Source organism: Peptoniphilus rachelemmaiella (genome assembly GCF_943169845.1).
GTDB classification, from domain to species: domain Bacteria; phylum Bacillota; class Clostridia; order Tissierellales; family Peptoniphilaceae; genus Aedoeadaptatus; species Aedoeadaptatus rachelemmaiella.
Window position 1 is genome coordinate 1 of the sequence record NZ_CALPBW010000025.1, and the last position, 19,624, is coordinate 19,624.

The following is a 19,624-nucleotide window of genomic DNA, read 5'->3' on the forward strand; positions in this document are numbered from 1 at the left end:
GCACTTGGTTCGTCCGGTGACGATAGCAAGAGGGACACACCTGTACCCATGCCGAACACAGAAGTTAAGCCTCTTAACGCCGATGGTACTTGGTTGGTAACGACCTGGGAGAGTAGGAAATTGCCGGGCAGAAGATTTTTCTTCTGAAATGTTGAATAGGATGCTTATCGACCCTTGGCCGGTAAGTTCTTCTTTATTCACTTGTGTATTCTTAGGTAGCTCAATGGTGGAGCAACCGGCTGTTAACCGGTAGGTTGTGGGTTCGAGTCCCACCCTGAGAGCCATAAGCCGGGGTGGCGGAACTGGCAGACGCACAGGACTTAAAATCCTGCGGTCGTTGAGATCGTACCGGTTCGATTCCGGTCCTCGGCACCACTATGGATAATGTGTCCATCAGCAATATGTATCGCGGGATGGAGCAGTCTGGTAGCTCGTCGGGCTCATAACCCGAAGGTCGTAGGTTCAAATCCTGCTCCCGCTACCAAATGGCCCCGTGGTCAAGCGGTTAAGACACCGCCCTTTCACGGCGGTTACCCGGGTTCGAATCCCGGCGGGGTCACCATATAAGGGCGCATAGCTCAGTTGGGAGAGCATCTGCCTTACAAGCAGGGGGTCATAGGTTCGAGCCCTATTGCGCCCACCAACCTGGCCTGGTAGTTCAGTTGGTTAGAATGCCAGCCTGTCACGCTGGAGGTCGTCGGTTCGAGTCCGATCCAGGTCGCCATTACATAAGTTTTTCCCTTATGTGTTTTTGAAAGATGAGCTCTTAATTAGTTGTCAATGTGTGCTGGTGTAGCTCAATTGGTAGAGCAACTGATTTGTAATCAGTAGGTTAGGGGTTCAAGTCCTCCCATCAGCTCCAGTGCGAAAGCACTTTTCGGAGGAGTTCCCGAGTTGGCCAAAGGGGACGGACTGTAAATCCGTTAGCTCAGCTTTCAGTGGTTCGAATCCACTCTCCTCCACCATTTTACCAATTTAAGTTTGAGGCGGTAGTTGGGTCGCTATGCGGTTCTTCGAATCGACCTTCTCCAGTACCGGGAGTTATTTCGATATTCACCTGCGGGTGTAGCTCAGTGGTAGAGCCCCAGCCTTCCAAGCTGGTTGCGAGGGTTCGATTCCCTTCACCCGCTCCACGAGCACCTATAGCTCAGTAGGATAGAGCAACGGACTTCTAATCCGTGTGTCGGGGGTTCGAATCCTCCTAGGTGCGCCATTAACTTATTGGGGCGTAGCCAAGTCGGTAAGGCACCAGACTTTGACTCTGGCATTCCACAGGTTCGAGTCCTGTCGCCCCAGCCAGTATGATCCATTAGCTCAGTTGGCAGAGCACCTGACTTTTAATCAGGGTGTCCCGCGTTCGAGTCGCGGATGGATCACCATAATAGGAGAGGTATCGAAGCGGTCATAACGAGGCGGTCTTGAAAACCGTTAGGGTTCACGCCCACGTGGGTTCGAATCCCACCCTCTCCGCCAATAAGGAGAAGTACTCAAGTGGCTGAAGAGGCTCCCCTGCTAAGGGAGTAGGTCCTTCACGGGGCGCGAGGGTTCAAATCCCTCCTTCTCCGCCAATTTGTGAGGGCCTTTAGCTCAGTTGGTTAGAGCTCCCGGCTCATAACCGGTAGGTCCAGGGTTCGAGTCCCTGAGGGCCCACCATTAAGCCCAGATAGCTCAGTCGGTAGAGCAGCAGACTGAAAATCTGCGTGTCGCTGGTTCGATTCCGGCTCTGGGCACCAGTTGAGTAAAGACTCGAGGGCTGTAGCTTTGGCTACAGTTTTTTTATGTCATTGCCTACCTTTGGTGATATAAAAAAGGATTGAAAACAGGCGAAAAATCTGTTAGTATAATAGCATCACGTATAGGAGTATAGTTCAGTGGTAGAACGTTGGTCTCCAAAACCAAATGTCGTGGGTTCAAATCCTACTACTCCTGCCAAGATGAGCCGAGTTTGTCTCGGCTTTTTTTGTGTCTTTATAATATGGCTCTATACTATTCATTGGGGAGTAACTCTTCAATGGTTGTCATAGAGCCATATTTTTGATATGAATTAATGAGTGTTTGATCAAGGAAAAAACAATCATTTCTATGAGCAAAAGCAGCGCCTGGGGATGAAAGATTCATTGAATAGTTATAGGTTAAAGGAGAATAGAATAAGAACAGCTAAATGTGCAAACGTTTGACAAAATATTAAAAAGATGCGATTATGTCTCATAAGCAGATAATAGTGTGGATTATAACAATTTGCTACATACCGCTTATTACAAAAAAAGGAAGGGAGGTAGTAGGTTTGTCGATCATTTATTGTTAAATTCAGCTGGGCATAGAAACGGCGATATATTAAGTAAGGCTCGGCCGGTTTAAGTGGGCCCATAAAATTGAGTTGGTAAACGGTACCGGAATAACCAGAAAAAGGAGATGGAAACCCCTATATTGTAAGTTTTTAACAACTAAAGCAAAGGAGAGATGTCATGAAAAGAGTATCTATATTTAGTTTATTAGCTTTGGCCCTGATCCTGGTGGCCTGTGGTCCCAAAGAGACCAAAGACCCGGCCCAAACACTGGCCCAAGACTTTGCCAAGCTCTACCTGGCCCAGCTGGACTTCAAGGAAGAGGATTGGAGGCAGTTGGAAGAAGACCTAAGCCGGGCAGGCCAGGTCCTTAGACTGGATGGAGACCTGGAAGCCGGCCAAGAAGCGGCCCGGGATCTGCCCGCTCTCTATGACCCCTTTAAGGAAGTCATGACCCGGGAGGCACTGGAGACGATGGTGGCCAATGGGGATTACCCCTACTTCCCCCTAAGAGAGAGGACCTTGGACAGTGTGGATCTGGTTTCTGTTACAAGAGTGGACCCGGATGATGATAGCTACGACCTGGTCTTTGTCACCAAGAAGGGGGATCGGGAGACCCGGCATGTCCTCAGGGCTACTATTCGCCAAAAGATTATCTATTTGGAAAGTCCCAGCCAAGTCTTTGACCTGTGAGGGTAAGTAAAAAGGCTGCTAGCAAATGCCATAGTCATTCTGCCAGCAGTCTTTTTTTTTGGCCAATCTCTTACAATTTAGCCTCCATGAAAAATCGGCTCTGTGTCATCCATTGGGGAGTTTAGTGAATACTAGGCTCCTTTTTGTTTTCCTAAAAGCCACTCATCACCGGTCTTTTGAACAAATGAAAAGTAGTTTCGTTGGGAAATGATACGCCTTTCACCGTCTTAATCTTGTTGTGTGTTCCTTTCCTCTTCGAGAAATCAACGCTGCCGGCTAGCACTCCGAACCGATTCCGGTAGTCGCGTAAGCAAGTGCACCGCTCCCTTATCCGCTTTTTCGCCTTGCCGATTCAATGTAAAAGGGGAATGCTTTGAAGCGCCTATCTTTTTGAATGGATATGGGCAAAAATACGCGACTCTAATGCCATCGCTTCTCTCAAGCATGGTGGCGATCCGTCTTTGTCCTCCCTTTGTCAGCTTTTGAGTCTGCTTCTTTAAGTGGCTGCGCCCCTTTTAAAGCAATTTCTTTCCGTCCCCGTGATCCGCTTCCGCTCCCGTTACCTTCCTATCTTGGATTTCTAAAAGCAATGTGGTAATATCGTTATGCACTTGTTTGCCCTCTTTACTTCATTGTGGTGATTTAATTTTAGGTGACAGGGAATACTAGTGCTATCTTTTTGCACAAAAATATCCATTGAAGAGGCTACTCCCCGATGGATAATATAGAGCCTGTTTAGTATTGGTGGTGTTAAATGAAAAAAATGTATTTGCTTTTTTTGAGCGGATTATTTTTATTTATAACAATTATTCCATCCATTGACTCTAGAATAAGTCACCAGAAATATATCAATAAATTTGGAATGTTCAATATAAATTCAAACGAGGCAGAAGCAAGAAGAATAAACGATACAAATTTTGAAATTTATGAAATAGTCTTTAAATCTAAAATGGACTATAAAAAATTTATTGAGAATTTGAATAAGACAGAAAATACGGTCAAGTATGATCCGATTGCAGTTGAAAAAAATGAGAACATAAAAAACCTATTAATGGAATTGAAGCGGAAAAAAATCATTAGAAATGAAGTAGATGAAGTGTACTGCATATATAAAACGATAGACCATGAAATTTATGCAGATATTATTTTTACTGATTTGGCAAGTGATTCGTGTTATTTTATGATAGACTTTAAATGCAATGATTAAAGTTTACTTTTGATACCTATGTTAAGGATCGTTGCTTTGCGCTGATGATGAACGAATGAGAATTAGCTTTGGGTTCTAAATCGGTAGTGAGAACCTATCATTGATTTTTTGTAGACTTTTTTCTCGACCTTATGTCAACCATTGGGGAGTTTAGTGAAAACTAGACTCCTTTTTGTTTTCCTAAAAGCCACTCATCACCGATCTTTTGAACAAATGAAAAGTAGTTTCGTTGGGAAATGATACGCTTTTCACCGTCTTAATCTTGTTGTGTGTTCCTTTCCTCTTCGAGAAATCAACGCTGCCGTAAGCACTCTAAACCGATTCTTGTAGACGCGTAAGCAACTGCGCCGCTCCCCTTGTCCGCTTTTTTCGCCTTGCCTGTTCCATGGAAAAGGGGAATGCTTTGAAGCACTATCTTTTTGCACAAAAATATCCATTGAGAAGTTACTCCCCAATGGATAGGACAGAGCCTTTTAAGGTAGCGAATTACCGACTTTTGTTGCGGAGTTCATGAATGAACGAAAGTAGGGTATCGTAATACACCGCACCATCCAAAGCAAAAATTAAATAGCCTTCCGGCGCCGGCACGCTTTGTGCGATGGGCATGTCGCTTTCAAGGACGAGGGCGCGGCGCTTGGCGTCGTAGGGAAGGATTTTCGCCGGGGCATCCAGGGTAAAGCGGCCCGCCTTTTCCACGTAGAGCAGATCGTCGTATTGCACGTAGCGGTCCATGGAGGCATCGGTCTTTCCCGTGATTTGAAAAGGATGAAGGCTGAATCCGTCGATTTCCACATCGCCGAGGCGCAGCCGGCTCTTCAACTGCTGTAAATATTTTTCTGTCGCCGCCATGGCATTCAGATTGGTTTTTATTTGCTCCACGAGGGCCTCAGGCGTCGCTTCTTTAAAGAAGGGAAGGAAATCCTCGCCGACGCACACAGATCCCTCAAAGGCGCCTTGAAGGGCCAAGCTTGCCAGGCGATAGGAGGCGAGGGGCGCGATGGCCGTACGTTTTTTAATTTCGTCGAAAAGATCCGCCGCCACATCCAGGCGCTCGCGGGCTTTTTTTGTTAAATAAGGCCAAAGGATGCGTGTTTCAAATTGCCCGTGAAAGAGATATAGGGTATTCTGTATAGGTAAAGACTCCAAGGCACGGTTTAAGGGGGCGATCCAATCCTCCGCGGGATCTGCGGCTTCCGCTTCGATGATGAAATCTTCCCCGAGAAAGCCGTAGGCTACAGGGCGCGCCTTGGGGCCGTAATGAGAACAATAAATTTGTAAGAAATAAACCATAATTTCCTCCTGGGGCAAGTATACCACAGGAAAAGGAGGTACCAATGATTTACTTAGATAACTGCGCCACGACGCGGCCGCTGAAATCTGTCATCGACGCCATGACCACGGCATTGCAGGAGGATTTTTCCAATCCCTCCAGCCTGCACCAATTCGGCTATGCCGTGAGCAAGAAGAAGGAAGCTATTCGCGAAAGCATTAAGGACTATTTCAATTGCCGAGGCGGCGAGCTGTACTTCACCTCCGGCGGCACGGAGTCCAACAATACGGCCATTCGCTCCGCCATCGAAAATAAGGGCGCGGGAAAAAATGTGGTGACGACAAACATCGAGCACCCGTCGATTTTAAATGTCATTAAAGCATCGGAGATGGAGCTGCGCCAAGTGGCCATCGACGAAACGGGGCACATCCCTTTTGAGAAACTCATGGCTGCCATGGACGAAGACACGGTGCTTGTGAGCCTTTTTCACGTGAACAACGAGCTGGGAAGCATCAACCCGGTGGAAGAATGGATTCCGAAAATCAAGGCGGCTTACCCGACGGTAAAGGTCCACGTGGACGGGGTGCAGGCCGTGGGAAAACTCCCCATCGACTTCGACGCCATGGGCTGCGACACCTATTCCTTTAGTGGCCACAAGTTTCACGGACCCAAGGGCATCGGCGGCCTCCTCGTGAAAAAATCCGTGAAGCCCTTTATTTACGGTGGGGGACAGGAAATGGGCATGCGCAGCGGCACGGAAAACATTCCGGGAATTTACGGCCTGGGTGCCGCCTTCGACGCGTTGAAAGAAGAGGGCATCGCCTTGGATGAAGCCGAAGCACGCATGGCTCATTTAAAAGCGGGAATCGAAACCATCGACGCGATTTCCATAAACAGCCACGCGCCGGCGAGCCCTTATATTTTAAACGTGAGTATAGCCGACACAAGAGGCGAGGTGCTTCTCCATATGCTGGAGGAAAAAGAAATCTACATTTCCACATCAAGTGCCTGTTCCAGCCATCGCACCGGAAAAAATCCCGTGTTAACGGCCCTGGGCCTTTCGGACAATTTTGCCGAAGGAACCATTCGCCTGTGTCTGAGCCGAGAAACGACCATGGAGGAATGCGACGCATTCCTCGAGGCCTTGAAAGAAGCGGTGGAGACCATTCGCTCCATTATGAGGAGGTAATATGAAGCGTATACTTAGTTTAAGCTTAGGTGAAGTGGTTTTAAAAGGCGCCAATCGCCGCTATTTTATCCGCAGGATCATTCAAAACATCGAGAGTAGCTTATCCGATGTCGGGTATATAGACATTAAGCCGGAAATGGGGAAAATCCAGGTGGAAATCGACCCGGCGGTGGAGGCGACGGCCATTAATCGCCTGCGCTTCGTCTTCGGCATCGTGTATATTTCCCCGAGCTGGGCGTTCGAAAAAGATTGGGACCGGCTAAAAGAAGAGACGGTCAACTACATCGGTCGGCTTCTCGAGGAACAACCGGAATATAAGACTTTTAAGGTCGTGGCCAAAAGGAGCGACAAAGCCTTCTTCAAAAATTCCCAAGAGGTGAACATGGATCTGGGCGGGGTGATTCTGGATCACTTCTCAGATCGCCTGGCGGTGGACGTTCACGAACCGGATTTCTATCTCTATGTCGACATTAAAAACGAGATGTATCTCTACCACAAAAAAATCCCTACCTACGGCGGCCTGCCTCTGGGAACCAACGGCAAGGGCCTGCTCCTTTTAAGCGGCGGCATCGACTCGCCGGTGGCGGGCTTTTTAATGGCGAAGCGCGGCGTGCAGGTGGATGCCCTGCATTTCCACTCCTATCCCTTTACCTCACCTCAGGCGGAAGAAAAGGTGATGAATTTGGCGAAAATCCTAGCCCGCTACGTGGTGAAGATGAATGTTTACAGCGTAAATCTCCTGCCCATCCAAAAAGAACTGAACAAACACTGTCCGCCGGAGGAGATGACCGTCCTTTCCCGTCGCTTTATGATGCGCATTGCCAATCGCCTGGCGGATAAATACGGCTACAAAAGCGTGATTACAGGTGAAAACCTGGGTCAGGTGGCGAGCCAAACCATCGACGGCCTCACGGTGATGAACGACGTGGCGGAGCGCATCGTCTTTCGCCCCCTCATCGGCATGGACAAGGTGGATATTATTCGCTGGGCCGAGCGAATCGAGACCTACGAAACCTCTATTCAGCCTTATGAAGATTGCTGCACCGTCTTTTTGCCGAAGCATCCGAGCCTGAGGCCCACGGTGGAAGACATGGAAGCCTCGGAGGCGAACCTGGACATTGAAGCCATGTTGGATGCCTCCATGGAAACACTGAAAATCACAACCATACGAGCAAAGGAGAACCGATGAAAAAATTAATTCCCGTACTGGCGATTTTGCTGATTATCGGCGGCATTTTCGGATCCACGTACAACAAACTCCAAGTAAAAGATGAAGATGTAAACCAAGCCTGGGCTCAAGTGGAAAACACCATGCAGCGCCGGGCGGACCTGATTCCCAATTTAGTTGAAACGGTAAAAGGCTATGCAAAACACGAAGAAGACGTGTTTACAAAAGTGACCGAAGCGCGGAGTGCCGTTAAGGCCGCCTCCACGCCGAAGGAATACGCTCAGGCCAATGCGCAAATGGATCAAGCGGTGAAAAACATCAACGTGGTCGCCGAAGCTTATCCCGAGCTGCAAGCCAACAGCAACTTCGCCAATTTACAAGCGGAACTGGCCGGAACGGAAAACCGCATCGCCGTGGAGCGCAAGCGCTACAACGAAGCCGTGGCGGATTTCAATAAATCGGTGAAACACTTCCCCACCAACCTCGTGGCGAAAGTGTTGGGCTTTGGTCAAAGAGAGTATTTCCAAGCGGCCGAGGGTGCCGAGAAGGTGCCTGAAGTTAAGTTTTAGGACCGAGCCATGAAAAAGCGCCTATTCCTACTGGTCCTGGCCCTGTGCTTTTTGTCCCTTCCCGTTTTTGCCGCAGACCTTCCCGAGGCCACGGATGATTTTTACGTCTACGACGAGGAAGGCATTTTAAGCGACGAGGCGAAAAGCGACATCGTCCGGACCAATGAGTCCCTTTTCGACCAAACGGGCGCCCAGGTGGTGGTTTGCATTCTGAACCATTTGCCTGAAGGCAAAACCGTCGAAGAAGCAGCGGTGGACATTTTCGATAAATGGGACATCGGCACCAAGGGAAAAGACAACGGCATCTTGCTTCTCATTGCCATGAAAGACCGGAAGTTTAAAATCGAAGTGGGCTACGGTCTGGAAGGCGCCATTCCGGACATGGTGGCGAAAGACATTTTAAACGACATGGTGCCCTATTTTCAGGATGGCAACTACGAAGCGGGCATTCAGGTGGCCTTTGGCGAAATCCTCTCGAGGCTGGAAGAGGAATACCAAATCACCATCGAGGGCAAAGACGCGGTAGTGGAGTCCATTGAAGAAGAGACGGATATAGGGGAATGGAAAGAGATGATTCGCCTGGCGATCCTCGTCGTTCTGATCATCATCATTTTCGGTCGCGGCAACAATCGTCGCGGCGGCTATCGCGGCCCCTTCTTCTTCCCCTTCGGCGGCTTCGGCGGCGGTGGTGGCTTCGGAGGCGGCGGCTTTGGCGGCGGCGGTTTCGGAGGAGGAGGCTTCGGCGGAGGAAACTTCGGCGGCGGCGGATCTTCCGGCGGCGGCGGATCTTCCGGCGGCGGCGGTGCCAGCGGCGGCTGGTAAAAACCACAGCATCCCGACGAAAAATCAATGAATCGAGAGAGCTTTTGCTTTCTCGATTTTTTTGTGGGAATCGCTCCAATTCGACTGTATTATTTCCGTGAAAAACTTGCCAAGAAGCCCTTCGTCCGATAGAATAGGAGTGCAGAGATTCTTTGATAGAATTTCGACGACAATGAGCGAACGCATCGGTTCGCGGCGCCATGCCCAGGCATGTAGCGCAATGAGTGTACGCAATAGGAACGGCAATCCCGTTCTTTTTCTATGTTTCGTCGGTTTTTGCGACGAGGGAGAAGGATACATGAAAAAATTACTGGCCCTATGGATGGCAGCCCTGGTCCTGATGACCGGGTGCGGACAAAAGCCGGCGGAAAACGAGCCGAGCGATAAAAAAGCGGCGCAAACAAGCGAGGCGGGGGAAACCTCGCGCTTTCAAACCACCTTTTACGACACCTTCGATACGGTGGTAAGTGCCATTGTCTACGCCTCAAGCGAAGAAGAGGCCAACGACTATTTCGAGACCATTCACAAGCGCTATCAGGAGTTGGATCACCTGTACAGCAGTTTTAAAAATTACGACGGCATCGTCAATGTTAAGTCCATCAACGATCAGGCCGGCAAGGGCAAGGTCGTTGTGGACAAGGAATTGTACGATTTGCTTCGCTTCTCGAAGGATCAGTACAAAAAATACGGCGAGACGAACATCGCTTTCGGCGCCGTCACCTCCATTTGGCAAAGCTACCGGGAAGCCTACGAAGTGGTACCGGAAGCGGAACGCACTGCCGACGACGAGGCCCTGAAAAAAGGCCTGCCCGATGCGAAGATCCCCACCATGGAAGAGCTTCAGGCGGCCAACAAACACACGAATATCGATGACATCGTCTTAAACGACGCGGATCATTCCGTAGAAATCAAAGATCCCGAGTTGAAAATCGACGTGGGCGCCGTGGCCAAAGGCTATGCCACGGAGCTTATCGGCGAAGAGCTGCGGGCATCGGGGCTTGAAACCGCGCTAATCAGTGCCGGTGGCAATGTGAAGATCATCGGCTCCGCGCCGGAAGCGGAACGCAACAGCTTCGGCATCGGTCTGCAAAATCCGGAAGCCATCACAGGCGACGGGTCGGCGGAAGAGAATATGAAAGATATTATTTACACCAACGACACCTCCGTGGTAACCAGCGGCGACTACCAACGCTACTACATTGTGAAGGGGAAGCATTACCATCACTTAATCGATCCCGACACCCTCATGCCGGCGGATCACTTCCGCTCCGTCACCATCGTGACCAAAGACAGCGGCTTGGCGGATTTTCTGTCCACCACCGCCTTCTGCCTGCCCTATGAAAAGGGCCGGGCTCTTATCGACAGCCTGGACGGCGTGGAAGCTTACTGGATCTTTAAAGACGGCTCCACGGCCTTTACCGACGGTCTGAAAAACAAGCTCGACAGTCAGGGGGCGACAAATGCGCAATAATTTGCTCATTTTCACCATGGCGCAGCTGTTTCTCATATTGATTTATTCGGTATTTTTGATTTATCTCCATCTGTCGCCGACACTGGAAGGGGCGATTTACGGCCACATGCTCTTTCGCCTGATTCCCGTGGTCTTGACGGTGCTGGTCTACCTGTTTGTCGGCCGATTTATGAATGTAAAAGGATTGACCGACGGTATTTTAATCGTGGTCTTGCCTGCACTGATTTGGGGCATTTGCCTCGCCGTGGCCTACTTCGGCGGCGGCGCCGAAGGCTTTGTACGCGGCGCGTTTCGTTCCTTGTGGCGTTTTCCCGCCGATGTGACCATGCTGCCTCAAATGGCGGCGATGAGCCTTCTCAGACTCAAGCCAATGACGGCGATTTACGCCGCAGCGGCCTTAATTCCCCAGTGCCTCGCCCTTTTATCAGCGGCGAGAGGTCCCGTGACGTACCGACGCCGGCGCTCCTTGAGACGCCGGGAAAAATAGAAAGAGGAAACTATGTATAATTACGACATGAAGCGGTTGTATGAAACCACCATCGAAGCGTTAAAAGATAAAGGCATCGAAATTTCCGATATTGCAGCCATCGTTTACGATCTGCAAAAAGATTATGTACCCGTCACCATGGAGCTGTGTGAAGAACACGTCCTGGCCGTGCTTCGGAAAAGGGAAACCATCCACGCCGTTTTAACGGCCCTGGCCATTGATAAGGCCGTGGAGGAAGAGCGCTTTGAAGAGCCCATTCAATCCATTATTGCAAACGATGAAGGCCTTTACGGCATCGACGAGGTGTTGAGCCTTTCCATCGTCAACATCTACGGCTCCATCGGCCTTACGAATTTCGGTTTTTTAGATAAAAAGAAAGTCGGCATCATCGACGAATTAGATAAGCGAAAAGGCAGTGAGGTAACCACATTCAGCGACGACATGGTGGCAGCCATCGCCGCCGCGGCGGCCTCTCGCCTGGCCCATAGCAATCAAATCAATGAAGAGGGTAAGCACCATGAAGCGTAAACTCACGACCCATTGGATCGCGACGACAGCCGTATTGGCGGCGGTGTACTACGCCCTGACCGTGGTCTTTGCGCCTATTTCCTACGGCCCCGTTCAATTCCGCGTGTCGGAAATCATGAACCTCCTGGCCTTTTACAATCCCGCCTTCGCGCCGGGCATCGTCCTCGGCGTCTTCCTTTCGAATATAAGCTCGCCCCTCGGCCTATACGATTTATTCTTCGGCACCTTTCACACGGCGATCAGCTTGTATTTTATGTGTAAGCTCCACAAGAAGTGGGTGGCAAGTCTCATGCCGGCCCTATTCTCCTGGATTATTGGTTTCGAGTTGGTTCTTGCTTTCGGCGGCGGAATCGTCGGATTTTTGACCATGAGCCTATCGGTTGCGGCCAGTGAAGTGATCATCTGCACCTTGATCAGCCTGCCCGTTTACGAAGCGTTGGACAGAAATGCGGCTTTTCGTTCCATTGTCAGCAAGAATCCTCAGTAGGTAAATTCAGAAGGAGAGTGTATGAGAGTAAAAGTCTGTGTCGGCGCCCGCTGCACCATGATGGGCGCCAGTGCTGTACTTGACGCGCTGGAAGATCTTCAGGAACGCTATTTTAAAGACGGCGGCTTGGAAATCGTCCACGTCAACTGCATGAATGTATGTAGAGAAAAGGGCGTGAATTATACCCCGGTCGTTGAAATCGACGGCGAACTTTTCACTACGGTAAAACCCCACGAAATTTCGGGCGTCATCTTGGAGCGCACCGGAATACAAACAAAATAATCGATCATTCAGAATAAGAGGAGGTAAAAAATGAAAGAAAGTTATGCCAGTATAATGAGCCTTCGCCGGCGTGTATTTGCCGAAGTTGCGAACATGGCTTATGCGGACACCCCGCTGGAAGAATTGGAATCCGTCGGCTACCGTCTCTATCCCGGAACGTCTCCGGATGATCGGGAGGATTTATTCAGAAAGCGTGCCATCGTAGAAGAAATGACGCGTCTCGCCATGGGTATGAACTTGCGTGATTACGACGAGTACATAAAAGTGACCGAAGGCTTCGACGATGTAGACGTCTCCACGAGCATTTTTAAAACACCCTTGGTACACGTCATTAAATTCGCCTGCGAATCCTGCCCCACCCGCGCCTTTACCGTGACCAACAACTGCCGCAAGTGTATGGCCCATCCCTGTACCAATGTGTGCCCGGTCAATGCCGTGTCCATCGGCCAATTCGGCGCCGTGATCGATCAAGATAAATGCGTGAAATGCGGCCGTTGCCAACGCACCTGCCCCTACAACGCCATCGTCGAATACGATCGCCCCTGTGCATCGGTTTGCGGTGTAAACGCCATTGGAAGCGACGATAAAGGTCGCGCCATTATCGATCACGAAAAATGCGTTGGCTGTGGCCGTTGCGTGGTTCAATGTCCTTGGGGCGCCATCGGCGACAAGACCATGATCTATCAATTGGTCAAGGCCTTGAAGGAAAAGAACAAGCGCATCTACGCCATTCCCGCGCCCAGCTACATCGGCCAATTCGGTGCCAACACCTCGCCGGAGCAAATCCGCGCCGCAGTGAAGCAATTGGGCTTTGAAGACATGGTGGAAGTCGGCCTCGGCGCAGACTACACCACCCTCCACGAAGCCAAGGAATACCTGGAGCGCGTGCCCAGTGAAATTCCCTTCATGGGTACCAGCTGCTGCCACTCCTGGACGCTGCTTATCGAATACAAGTTCCCCGAACTGAAAGAATACGTCTCCGACTCCGGAAGCCCCATGCGCTACACGGCGGAACACATTAAGCGCAAGGATCCCGATGCACTCGTCTGTTTCGTCGGTCCCTGTACGTCGAAAAAAGTGGAAGCCATTACAAGTGAAGTCAAAGACTATGTGGACTTCGTCATCACCTTCGAAGAACTCATGGGTATGTTCGTGGCCAGAGACATCGAGCCCTCCGAAATTGAAGGCGCAGCAGAGGAAGAAGAATCCTCCTCCTCGGCAAAAGGCTATGCCATGGCCGGCGGCGTTGCGGCGGCAGTAAAAGAAGTGGCTGAAAAGATCGATCCCGAACGCCACATCCAAATCGAAGGCGCCAACTCCCTGAAGGAATGTATCCGCATGCTTCAAATGGCTAAGGCCGGCAAAAAAGACGGCTTCCTCTTAGAAGGGATGGCCTGTGAAGGCGGCTGTATCGCAGGGATGGGCACCATCGCCTCCACGACCCGCGTTAAAAAAGCTTTAGGCAAATACATGAAAGATTCCGAATATCAAACGCCTTTGGAAAACGTCCTGATCGACGATTCTTTAAAGGACTTCAGCTGATCGGTCAGCGAATAAAAGATTAAAATAAAAATCTAAGAAAAGGCATTTTTCTTCTGTAGAAAGATGCCTTTTCTTTTTTTATCGGTCGGCTATAATAAGAATGAAGGCCCGTGTTCATCCTTATTAATAGAATCGAGGCGCATGATGAAAACAAACGGGTATTTTACCATGACCGACGGAACACAAATCTTTTACACCCTCTTCGGAAGGGGCGAGCCGGTCTTATTTTTACACGGAAACGGCGGCAACAGTCGCTTTTTTAAATACCAGGTACCTGACTTTAAGTCTCGTTTTCGCCTGATCTTTCTCGACAGCCGCGCCCACGGCAAAAGCACCAATCACGGAGAAAAGCTAAACTTCACCCTTATGGCGAAGGATACAAAAGAGGCACTGGACGCCTTGGGCATTAAAAAGACCGCCATCGTCGGTTTTTCCGACGGGGCCAATTTGGCCATGGCCTTTGCCGCCCTCTATCCCGAGGCAGTGAGCAAACTGGTCTTAAATTCGGGGAATCTTTTTTTCAGCGACACGAAATTAATCGGGCGGATCACATCCTATATGCAGTACGCCTTCGGCGCCGCCTTAAACATGATCTCCGAAAAATTTAAGGACACCCGCCTTAAGGCCAAGCTTCTCGTGAAGGACCCGGACATTTCCGAAGGCACCCTTCGCCACCTAAGGTGCCCGGCCATGGTTATCGTCGGCGCCCGCGACGTGGTGGAAACCGCCCATTCCAAATACATCGCCTCATTGATTCCCAATTGCCGCTACGTGGAAGTGGCCAAAGAGGGCCATCGCCTGGCGAGAACCAATGCGAAGGTATTTAATCAAATCGTTATTAACTTCTTAAAAGGAGCGTCATGAAAAAACTCTTCGAAACCATAAAAAAATACGGGGAGCCCCTATTTGTACTCAGCGTATTTATCCTCGTCGTCGTGGAATTTAAAAGCCTATCCAAGGAAATTTCCTACGACCGCGTGGTAGACGCCTTGGGGAGCATTCCCTTTTATAATGTTTTGCTCATGCTCATTGTGGGCATCCTTGCCGTCGTGCCCATGATTAATTACGACGTGATCTTCAATCGCCTCATCGGCAACGACATGGACAAGCGCACCATCTACGAAACCAGCTACACCGTCAACACCATGAACAACCTGATCGGTTTCGGCGGCCTCATCAATATGGGCCTGCGCCATTACTTCTACGGCAGGAAGAAAGACAAGATGGAAATGGTGAAAGTAGTGGTGGAAACCTACTTTTACTACTTAATCGGCATCTCCGTCTTGTGCCTTTTCGGCCTGTTGTATCTGTATTTTCACCGGGAATCGACGGTGGCGATCTACCTGCCCTGGCTAATCGGCGGTTTGATTTACTCTCCGGCGGTGATTCTCTTTTCCAACCGCAAAAAAGACGACAAAAAAAGCGTGCCCCACTGGGCACAAAGGGAGCTGCTTTGCACCTCCGTTTTGGAATGGATCGGCGCCATCGGCACATTTTTGCTTATCGGCAGGGCCATGGGCCAGTCCTTTCACGTGGCGGAAGTCTTTGCCCTGGTGGTGGCCACCAATTTAATCGGCATGGTCTCCCTCATGCCCGGCGGCTTGGGTTCCTTCGACCTGATGACTCTCGTGGGTCTGGGGAATTTAGGCATCGGCTACGAAAAAGCCTTGGCTTGGCTTCTCTTATACCGCCTTTTTTACTACGTCGTGCCCTTTGTCATCGGCTTGTACTTTTTCATCAAGCACTTCGGACGCAGTTTCAACGAAGAAAACGACGGCGTGCCGGCGGAATTTGCCAAGTCCATTGCCCACGACCTCTGTTCCTTTATGATGTATCTCTTCGGGATCTTTATGATTCTCTCGGCAACCATTCCCGATAAAGTCAACACCATCAAATTCTTGGCGAAACTCAATCCCATTCACGCCAACATTTTGTACCAATCGCCGAGCATCCTTCTGGGCCTGGTCTTTATCTTCCTCGGGCGGATTCACGTGGAGCGGCAAGAAAAAGCCATGGAGCCGACCCTCCTCTTTCTGGCTCTAACCTTTGTCTACGCCGTCATGACCGGCTTCGGGCTCATTACCTACCTTTACCTGATTCTGCTCACGATTCTTACCGTGGCAAGCCGCAGAGATCTGTACCGCAAACAATTCATCTATCGAAAAGAAAGCCTGTTTATTGACTTGGGCATCGCCCTTTTCTTTATTACCATGTACCTGCTGTCCATCGCCAACAAAGCGAAGGGCATGGGGCTTTTGCTGAAGGCACGGGAATTTATCGTCCTGCCCTTTGAAGAAAACTGGTTGCGCATCAGCCTCATGCTCCTCATTAACGCCGGCGTACTCTGGGCCATTTACCGCTACGTGCGCGGCGAAGGCAAAACCCTGGGCGAAGCACCGGACAGTGCGCGCGTCGAAGCCCTTTTAAGGGCCTACGGCGGCGATATGGATGCCGGTCTCGTATTTTTGGGGGACAAGGACCTGTACTGGTATCAAGTGGAGGGAGAAGACGTGTGCGCCCTTCAACTGCGGACGGCCCAAGACCGAGTCATCGTCATGGGCGAGCCCATGGGCGATAAGGCCCACATGAACGATTGCGTCAGGGAATTTATTCGCGAAGTTGACGTGCTGGGCTACGAGGCGGTCTTTTACGAAGTGTCCCGGGAGCTGATTATGAAGCTCCACGACTACGGCTTCCACTTTATGAAATTCGGCGAAACCGCCGTGGTAGACTTGGAAGAGTTTACATTGGAAGGAAAGAGCAAAAAGGCTTTTCGCAATGTGCTGAATAAATTCGCCAAAGAAAATATGCACTTCGAGATCATCAACCCACCCTACGATCCGTCTATTTTCGCCGATTTAAAAGCCATTTCAGACAAATGGCTGGAAGGCAGGGCAGAGCGGGGCTTTTCCATGGGCTACTTCGACGAAGACTACCTGAACCGCGGGCCCATGGCCGTGGTGAAAGACGAGGCGGGGGCAATCATCGCCTTTGCCAACCTCATGCCCGTATACAAAGAAGGCTGGGCCACCATCGACCTGATGCGCTACGATCCGGAGGACGCCCCCAGCGGCACCATGGACTTTATGTTCTTAAACCTCTTTATGCACTTCAAAGAGGAAGGCAAAATTGCCTTCGATCTGGGCATGGCGCCTCTGGCCAATGTGGGCATTAACGAACACAGCTTTCTTGAGGAAAAACTGGCCTATTTCGTGTATAAATTCGGCAGCAATTTGTATTCCTTCGAGGGACTGCGCAGCTTCAAAATGAAATACGCCGCCCACTGGGAACCGAAATACACCGGCTACAGCCACCGAAGCAACCTGCTCTTTACGGTACTAAGCTTGGTCAGAATCGATCGAAAAGGCGGCAAAAAAGAAGTTGATTAAATAAAAAACCTCTCTGCCTGAAAACCATAGGCAAAGAGGTTTGTTTATTACTTCATCTTCCGCTCAATGCGGCCTAAAATATCGTCGCCGGACATAAGGGATTTTAAATTGTCCCGGTCCAAAAGCAGAATTTTATTTTTCCGAAGGGCTAATTTCGCGTCCGGATCCAAGACGGCGGAATCCATTAAGAGCACCTTCCTCTCCTTTACTTCCTTGGGGAAGTGGGCGAGAATGCTGTCTAAATGCTCCGCATGGGCCACGCCTTTGGTGGCGATGGGCTTAATCTCCACGGCGTAGATGCGGCCGTCTTTTTCCATGGTAAAATCGTAGGGCAGCTCGGGATTGTCATAATCGTTGTCCAAAATCTCGTAGCCGCAGCGGGAAAAGGCGATGGCCGCCAGGTGCTCGTGGGTCAACTCTTCTTCCAAAAGCTTCAACGCCCGCACCAAGTGGAGGGGATCCAGCTTCAACACAGCAGTACAGCCGTAGGAATCCTCTTTTTTCGGAAAATGCTTCACGTCAAAAGCGATCATCCTCTCCTCCACCACGGTAAAATAGCCGTGGGCGATGGCATTTCGCATGTGGCGCACCAAGGCGGAAATCTTCGTCTCGTGCTCCCCGGTGGTGAGAATCATCTTTTGGCAATTGGTGCATATAGAATCCATATAATAATCCACGATGTCGTCGTCGATGTAATCCAAAAACAAGATATCCTCCGCGTTCAGGCGAAGGGCCTCGGAGACCAAGCCGAAACTGAAGTCCTCGTAAAGGGGCTCCGTAATCAACACATTGGAGGGGGACTGAAAGGAATTAATATTGGGCACATACCACAGCAGGTATTCCAAAGCCCGGGTAATGGCCTCACTTAAAGGCAAGGGGCGAGGATTGTGGACGATGGAATATTCTTTTTTTATGTGATGGTCGCAGTCGTAGGAAAAATACTTAAAGTGGGGGAGATGGCCGTTTCGGTTCAAAGAAGTCACATCCTTTCTTCACTCCCTTTATTATAGCCCGTAGAAAAAAACTTCGCCAATAGAGAAAAAACCGCAGAAATCAGCGGAAAGCCCTTGACAGAAGGCGGTCTTTGCTCTATACTAATTGCTAGTGTTTTAAAGCCCCGGAAACTTTTGAACATTATCCCTTTTGATATAGCAGGAGGTCATCTATGAAGACAACCATGGCTAAAGCCAATGAAGTAGATAGAAAATGGTACGTCATCGACGCCGAAGATAAAGTCCTCGGCCGCTTGGCTACCGAAGTCGCGAACATTTTACGCGGCAAGAACAAGCCCATTTACACCCCCCACGTTGATACCGGCGACTTCGTCATCGTCATCAATGCCGAAAAGGTCAAATTAACCGGTAACAAATGGGAAGATAAGATTCACGCATCCCACACCGGTTATCCGGGTGGACGTCGCGAAGTGGCTTACAAAGAAATTCGCGAAAAGCACCCGGAACGCGTCATCGAATATGCCGTTAAGGGCATGCTCCCCAAGAGCCGTTTAGGTCGGTCCATGTTCGGTAAATTAAAAGTTTACGCAGGTCCGAACCATCCCCACGAAGCGCAAAAGCCGGAAGTTTACGAAGTGTAAGGAAGGGTGAATCACATGGCAGATCAAATTAGAGCAACAGGTAGAAGAAAAACGTCCGTAGCCCAAGTCAGACTCCTCTCCGGTAGCGGTAAATTCCTCGTCAACGGCAGAGAACTGGAAGACTTCTTCGGTTACGAAACCTTACGTACCGTGGCAAAAGAACCCTTAACCATTACGGAAACCGAAGGCCAATACGACGTCCTCGTCAAGGTCAACGGTGGCGGCTACACCGGACAAGCCGGTGCCATTCGCATGGGTCTTGCACGTGCACTGCAAGAAGCCAACCCCGATTTCCGTGCCGTTCTTAAAAAAGCAGGTTTCTTGACCCGCGACCCGAGAATGAAGGAAAGAAAGAAATACGGCTTGAAGAAAGCACGTAAATCCCCCCAATTCTCCAAACGTTAAGCACAGACAGACAAACACCGCTGCGAGCGGTGTTTTTTTGCATTAGAAAACCCCCGGTTAGACCGGGGGTTCCGTTTAGCTTTAGCGATAATTGCCCGTTATTTCCAGCGTGATATGATGAGAGAGGTCTGCCAACCAATCACAATCAGGAGGAAATAATGACATCACTAAATCACACCCATAGTTTATCACACACAAAATGGAATTGTAAGTATCACGTCGTGTTTGCTCCGAAA

General features: G+C 50.0%; 18 protein-coding genes, 17 tRNA genes, 1 rRNA gene and 1 pseudogene. 35 read left to right on the forward strand and 2 right to left on the reverse strand.

Annotation, left to right across the window (positions count from 1 at the left end; translation table 11 throughout):
* Nucleotides 1-12: 12 nt before the first annotated feature.
* From rrf to KO087_RS08690, 20 genes are all read left to right on the forward strand, one after another.
* Nucleotides 13-129 (forward strand): 5S ribosomal RNA (rrf, locus tag KO087_RS08595).
* 80 nt (nt 130-209) lie between these two features.
* Nucleotides 210-284: transfer RNA gene (locus KO087_RS08600), tRNA-Asn, on the forward strand.
* 3 nt (nt 285-287) lie between these two features.
* A tRNA-Leu gene (locus tag KO087_RS08605) sits at nt 288-375 on the forward strand.
* A gap of 32 nt (nt 376-407) precedes the next feature.
* Nucleotides 408-484 (forward strand) — tRNA-Met (locus tag KO087_RS08610).
* Between the two features lie 3 nt (nt 485-487).
* Nucleotides 488-562, forward strand: a tRNA-Glu gene (locus KO087_RS08615).
* A 5-nt stretch (nt 563-567) separates the two neighbouring features.
* Nucleotides 568-643 (forward strand) — tRNA-Val (locus KO087_RS08620).
* 4 nt (nt 644-647) lie between these two features.
* Nucleotides 648-724, forward strand: a tRNA-Asp gene (locus tag KO087_RS08625).
* Nucleotides 725-786: 62 nt separating this feature from the next.
* Nucleotides 787-862, forward strand: a tRNA-Thr gene (locus KO087_RS08630).
* Nucleotides 863-879: 17 nt separating this feature from the next.
* Nucleotides 880-965 (forward strand) — tRNA-Tyr (locus KO087_RS08635).
* A 94-nt stretch (nt 966-1,059) separates the two neighbouring features.
* Nucleotides 1,060-1,133: transfer RNA gene (locus tag KO087_RS08640), tRNA-Gly, on the forward strand.
* 3 nt (nt 1,134-1,136) lie between these two features.
* Nucleotides 1,137-1,213: transfer RNA gene (locus KO087_RS08645), tRNA-Arg, on the forward strand.
* 9 nt (nt 1,214-1,222) lie between these two features.
* Nucleotides 1,223-1,299 (forward strand) — tRNA-Gln (locus tag KO087_RS08650).
* A 4-nt stretch (nt 1,300-1,303) separates the two neighbouring features.
* Nucleotides 1,304-1,379: transfer RNA gene (locus tag KO087_RS08655), tRNA-Lys, on the forward strand.
* A 5-nt stretch (nt 1,380-1,384) separates the two neighbouring features.
* Nucleotides 1,385-1,473, forward strand: a tRNA-Ser gene (locus KO087_RS08660).
* Between the two features lie 4 nt (nt 1,474-1,477).
* Nucleotides 1,478-1,568 (forward strand) — tRNA-Ser (locus KO087_RS08665).
* Between the two features lie 8 nt (nt 1,569-1,576).
* Nucleotides 1,577-1,653 (forward strand) — tRNA-Ile (locus KO087_RS08670).
* A gap of 4 nt (nt 1,654-1,657) precedes the next feature.
* Nucleotides 1,658-1,733, forward strand: a tRNA-Phe gene (locus tag KO087_RS08675).
* 124 nt (nt 1,734-1,857) lie between these two features.
* Nucleotides 1,858-1,932 (forward strand) — tRNA-Trp (locus KO087_RS08680).
* A 533-nt stretch (nt 1,933-2,465) separates the two neighbouring features.
* Nucleotides 2,466-2,978 carry a hypothetical protein gene (locus KO087_RS08685; RefSeq protein ID WP_215508852.1) on the forward strand — a complete coding sequence of 171 codons (513 nt, stop codon included), beginning with the start codon at nt 2,466-2,468 and terminating at the stop codon, nt 2,976-2,978.
* A gap of 754 nt (nt 2,979-3,732) precedes the next feature.
* Nucleotides 3,733-4,185, forward strand: a complete 453-nt coding sequence (locus KO087_RS08690) for a hypothetical protein (RefSeq protein ID WP_215508853.1) — start codon at nt 3,733-3,735, stop codon at nt 4,183-4,185.
* Between the two features lie 486 nt (nt 4,186-4,671).
* On the opposite strand, the gene KO087_RS08695 is transcribed toward KO087_RS08690, so the two are convergent.
* A complete protein-coding gene (locus KO087_RS08695; RefSeq protein WP_215508854.1) occupies nt 4,672-5,475 on the reverse strand; it encodes a hypothetical protein in 804 nt (267 codons plus the stop codon).
* Nucleotides 5,476-5,519: 44 nt separating this feature from the next.
* On the opposite strand from KO087_RS08695, the gene KO087_RS08700 reads away from it, so the two are divergent.
* The 12 genes from KO087_RS08700 (at nt 5,520) to mprF (ending at nt 17,389) form a co-directional block, all read left to right on the forward strand.
* Entirely contained in the window at nt 5,520-6,644 is a 1,125-nt protein-coding gene (locus KO087_RS08700; protein ID WP_215508855.1) for a cysteine desulfurase family protein, read from the forward strand.
* A gap of 1 nt (nt 6,645) precedes the next feature.
* Nucleotides 6,646-7,833 (forward strand): tRNA uracil 4-sulfurtransferase ThiI, encoded by a 1,188-nt coding sequence (thiI, locus tag KO087_RS08705; RefSeq protein ID WP_215508856.1) that lies wholly within the window; start codon nt 6,646-6,648, stop codon nt 7,831-7,833.
* Entirely contained in the window at nt 7,830-8,381 is a 552-nt protein-coding gene (locus KO087_RS08710) for a LemA family protein (protein ID WP_215508857.1), read from the forward strand. The genes thiI and KO087_RS08710 overlap by 4 nt, the downstream gene beginning before the upstream one ends.
* A 9-nt stretch (nt 8,382-8,390) precedes the next feature.
* Nucleotides 8,391-9,203: a TPM domain-containing protein gene (locus KO087_RS08715; RefSeq protein WP_215508858.1), complete on the forward strand. Its 813-nt coding sequence runs from the start codon at nt 8,391-8,393 to the stop codon at nt 9,201-9,203.
* Nucleotides 9,204-9,501: 298 nt separating this feature from the next.
* Nucleotides 9,502-10,674, forward strand: a complete 1,173-nt coding sequence (locus tag KO087_RS08720) for an FAD:protein FMN transferase (protein ID WP_215508859.1) — start codon at nt 9,502-9,504, stop codon at nt 10,672-10,674.
* Nucleotides 10,664-11,161, forward strand: coding sequence for a hypothetical protein (locus KO087_RS08725; protein WP_215508860.1), 498 nt, complete (start codon nt 10,664-10,666; stop codon nt 11,159-11,161). Before KO087_RS08720 ends, KO087_RS08725 begins: the two co-directional genes overlap by 11 nt.
* A 12-nt stretch (nt 11,162-11,173) precedes the next feature.
* On the forward strand, nt 11,174-11,689 hold the full coding sequence (locus KO087_RS08730; RefSeq protein ID WP_215508861.1) for a phosphatidylglycerophosphatase A family protein: 516 nt from the start codon (nt 11,174-11,176) through the stop codon (nt 11,687-11,689).
* Entirely contained in the window at nt 11,679-12,176 is a 498-nt protein-coding gene (locus tag KO087_RS08735) for a QueT transporter family protein (RefSeq protein ID WP_215508862.1), read from the forward strand. The genes KO087_RS08730 and KO087_RS08735 overlap by 11 nt, the downstream gene beginning before the upstream one ends.
* Before the next feature lie 21 nt (nt 12,177-12,197).
* Complete coding sequence (locus KO087_RS08740) at nt 12,198-12,458, forward strand: (2Fe-2S) ferredoxin domain-containing protein (protein ID WP_215508863.1); 261 nt, start codon at nt 12,198-12,200, stop codon at nt 12,456-12,458.
* Between the two features lie 30 nt (nt 12,459-12,488).
* A complete protein-coding gene (locus KO087_RS08745; RefSeq protein WP_215508864.1) occupies nt 12,489-14,000 on the forward strand; it encodes a 4Fe-4S dicluster domain-containing protein in 1,512 nt (503 codons plus the stop codon).
* A 141-nt stretch (nt 14,001-14,141) separates the two neighbouring features.
* Nucleotides 14,142-14,864: an alpha/beta fold hydrolase gene (locus KO087_RS08750; RefSeq protein WP_215508865.1), complete on the forward strand. Its 723-nt coding sequence runs from the start codon at nt 14,142-14,144 to the stop codon at nt 14,862-14,864.
* Entirely contained in the window at nt 14,861-17,389 is a 2,529-nt protein-coding gene (gene mprF / locus KO087_RS08755) for a bifunctional lysylphosphatidylglycerol flippase/synthetase MprF (RefSeq protein ID WP_215508866.1), read from the forward strand. The genes KO087_RS08750 and mprF overlap by 4 nt, the downstream gene beginning before the upstream one ends.
* 47 nt (nt 17,390-17,436) lie before the next feature.
* On the opposite strand, the gene KO087_RS08760 is transcribed toward mprF, so the two are convergent.
* Entirely contained in the window at nt 17,437-18,363 is a 927-nt protein-coding gene (locus KO087_RS08760) for a hypothetical protein (protein WP_215508867.1), read from the reverse strand.
* A 191-nt stretch (nt 18,364-18,554) separates the two neighbouring features.
* Between KO087_RS08760 and rplM the strand changes: the two genes are divergently transcribed.
* From rplM to KO087_RS09655, 3 genes and pseudogenes are all read left to right on the forward strand, one after another.
* Nucleotides 18,555-18,983 (forward strand): 50S ribosomal protein L13, encoded by a 429-nt coding sequence (rplM, locus tag KO087_RS08765; protein WP_215508868.1) that lies wholly within the window; start codon nt 18,555-18,557, stop codon nt 18,981-18,983.
* 15 nt (nt 18,984-18,998) lie between these two features.
* Nucleotides 18,999-19,388 carry a 30S ribosomal protein S9 gene (gene rpsI, locus KO087_RS08770; RefSeq protein ID WP_215508869.1) on the forward strand — a complete coding sequence of 130 codons (390 nt, stop codon included), beginning with the start codon at nt 18,999-19,001 and terminating at the stop codon, nt 19,386-19,388.
* 158 nt (nt 19,389-19,546) lie between these two features.
* Nucleotides 19,547-19,624 (forward strand): annotated as a pseudogene (locus tag KO087_RS09655) (IS200/IS605 family transposase); the annotation flags it as partial.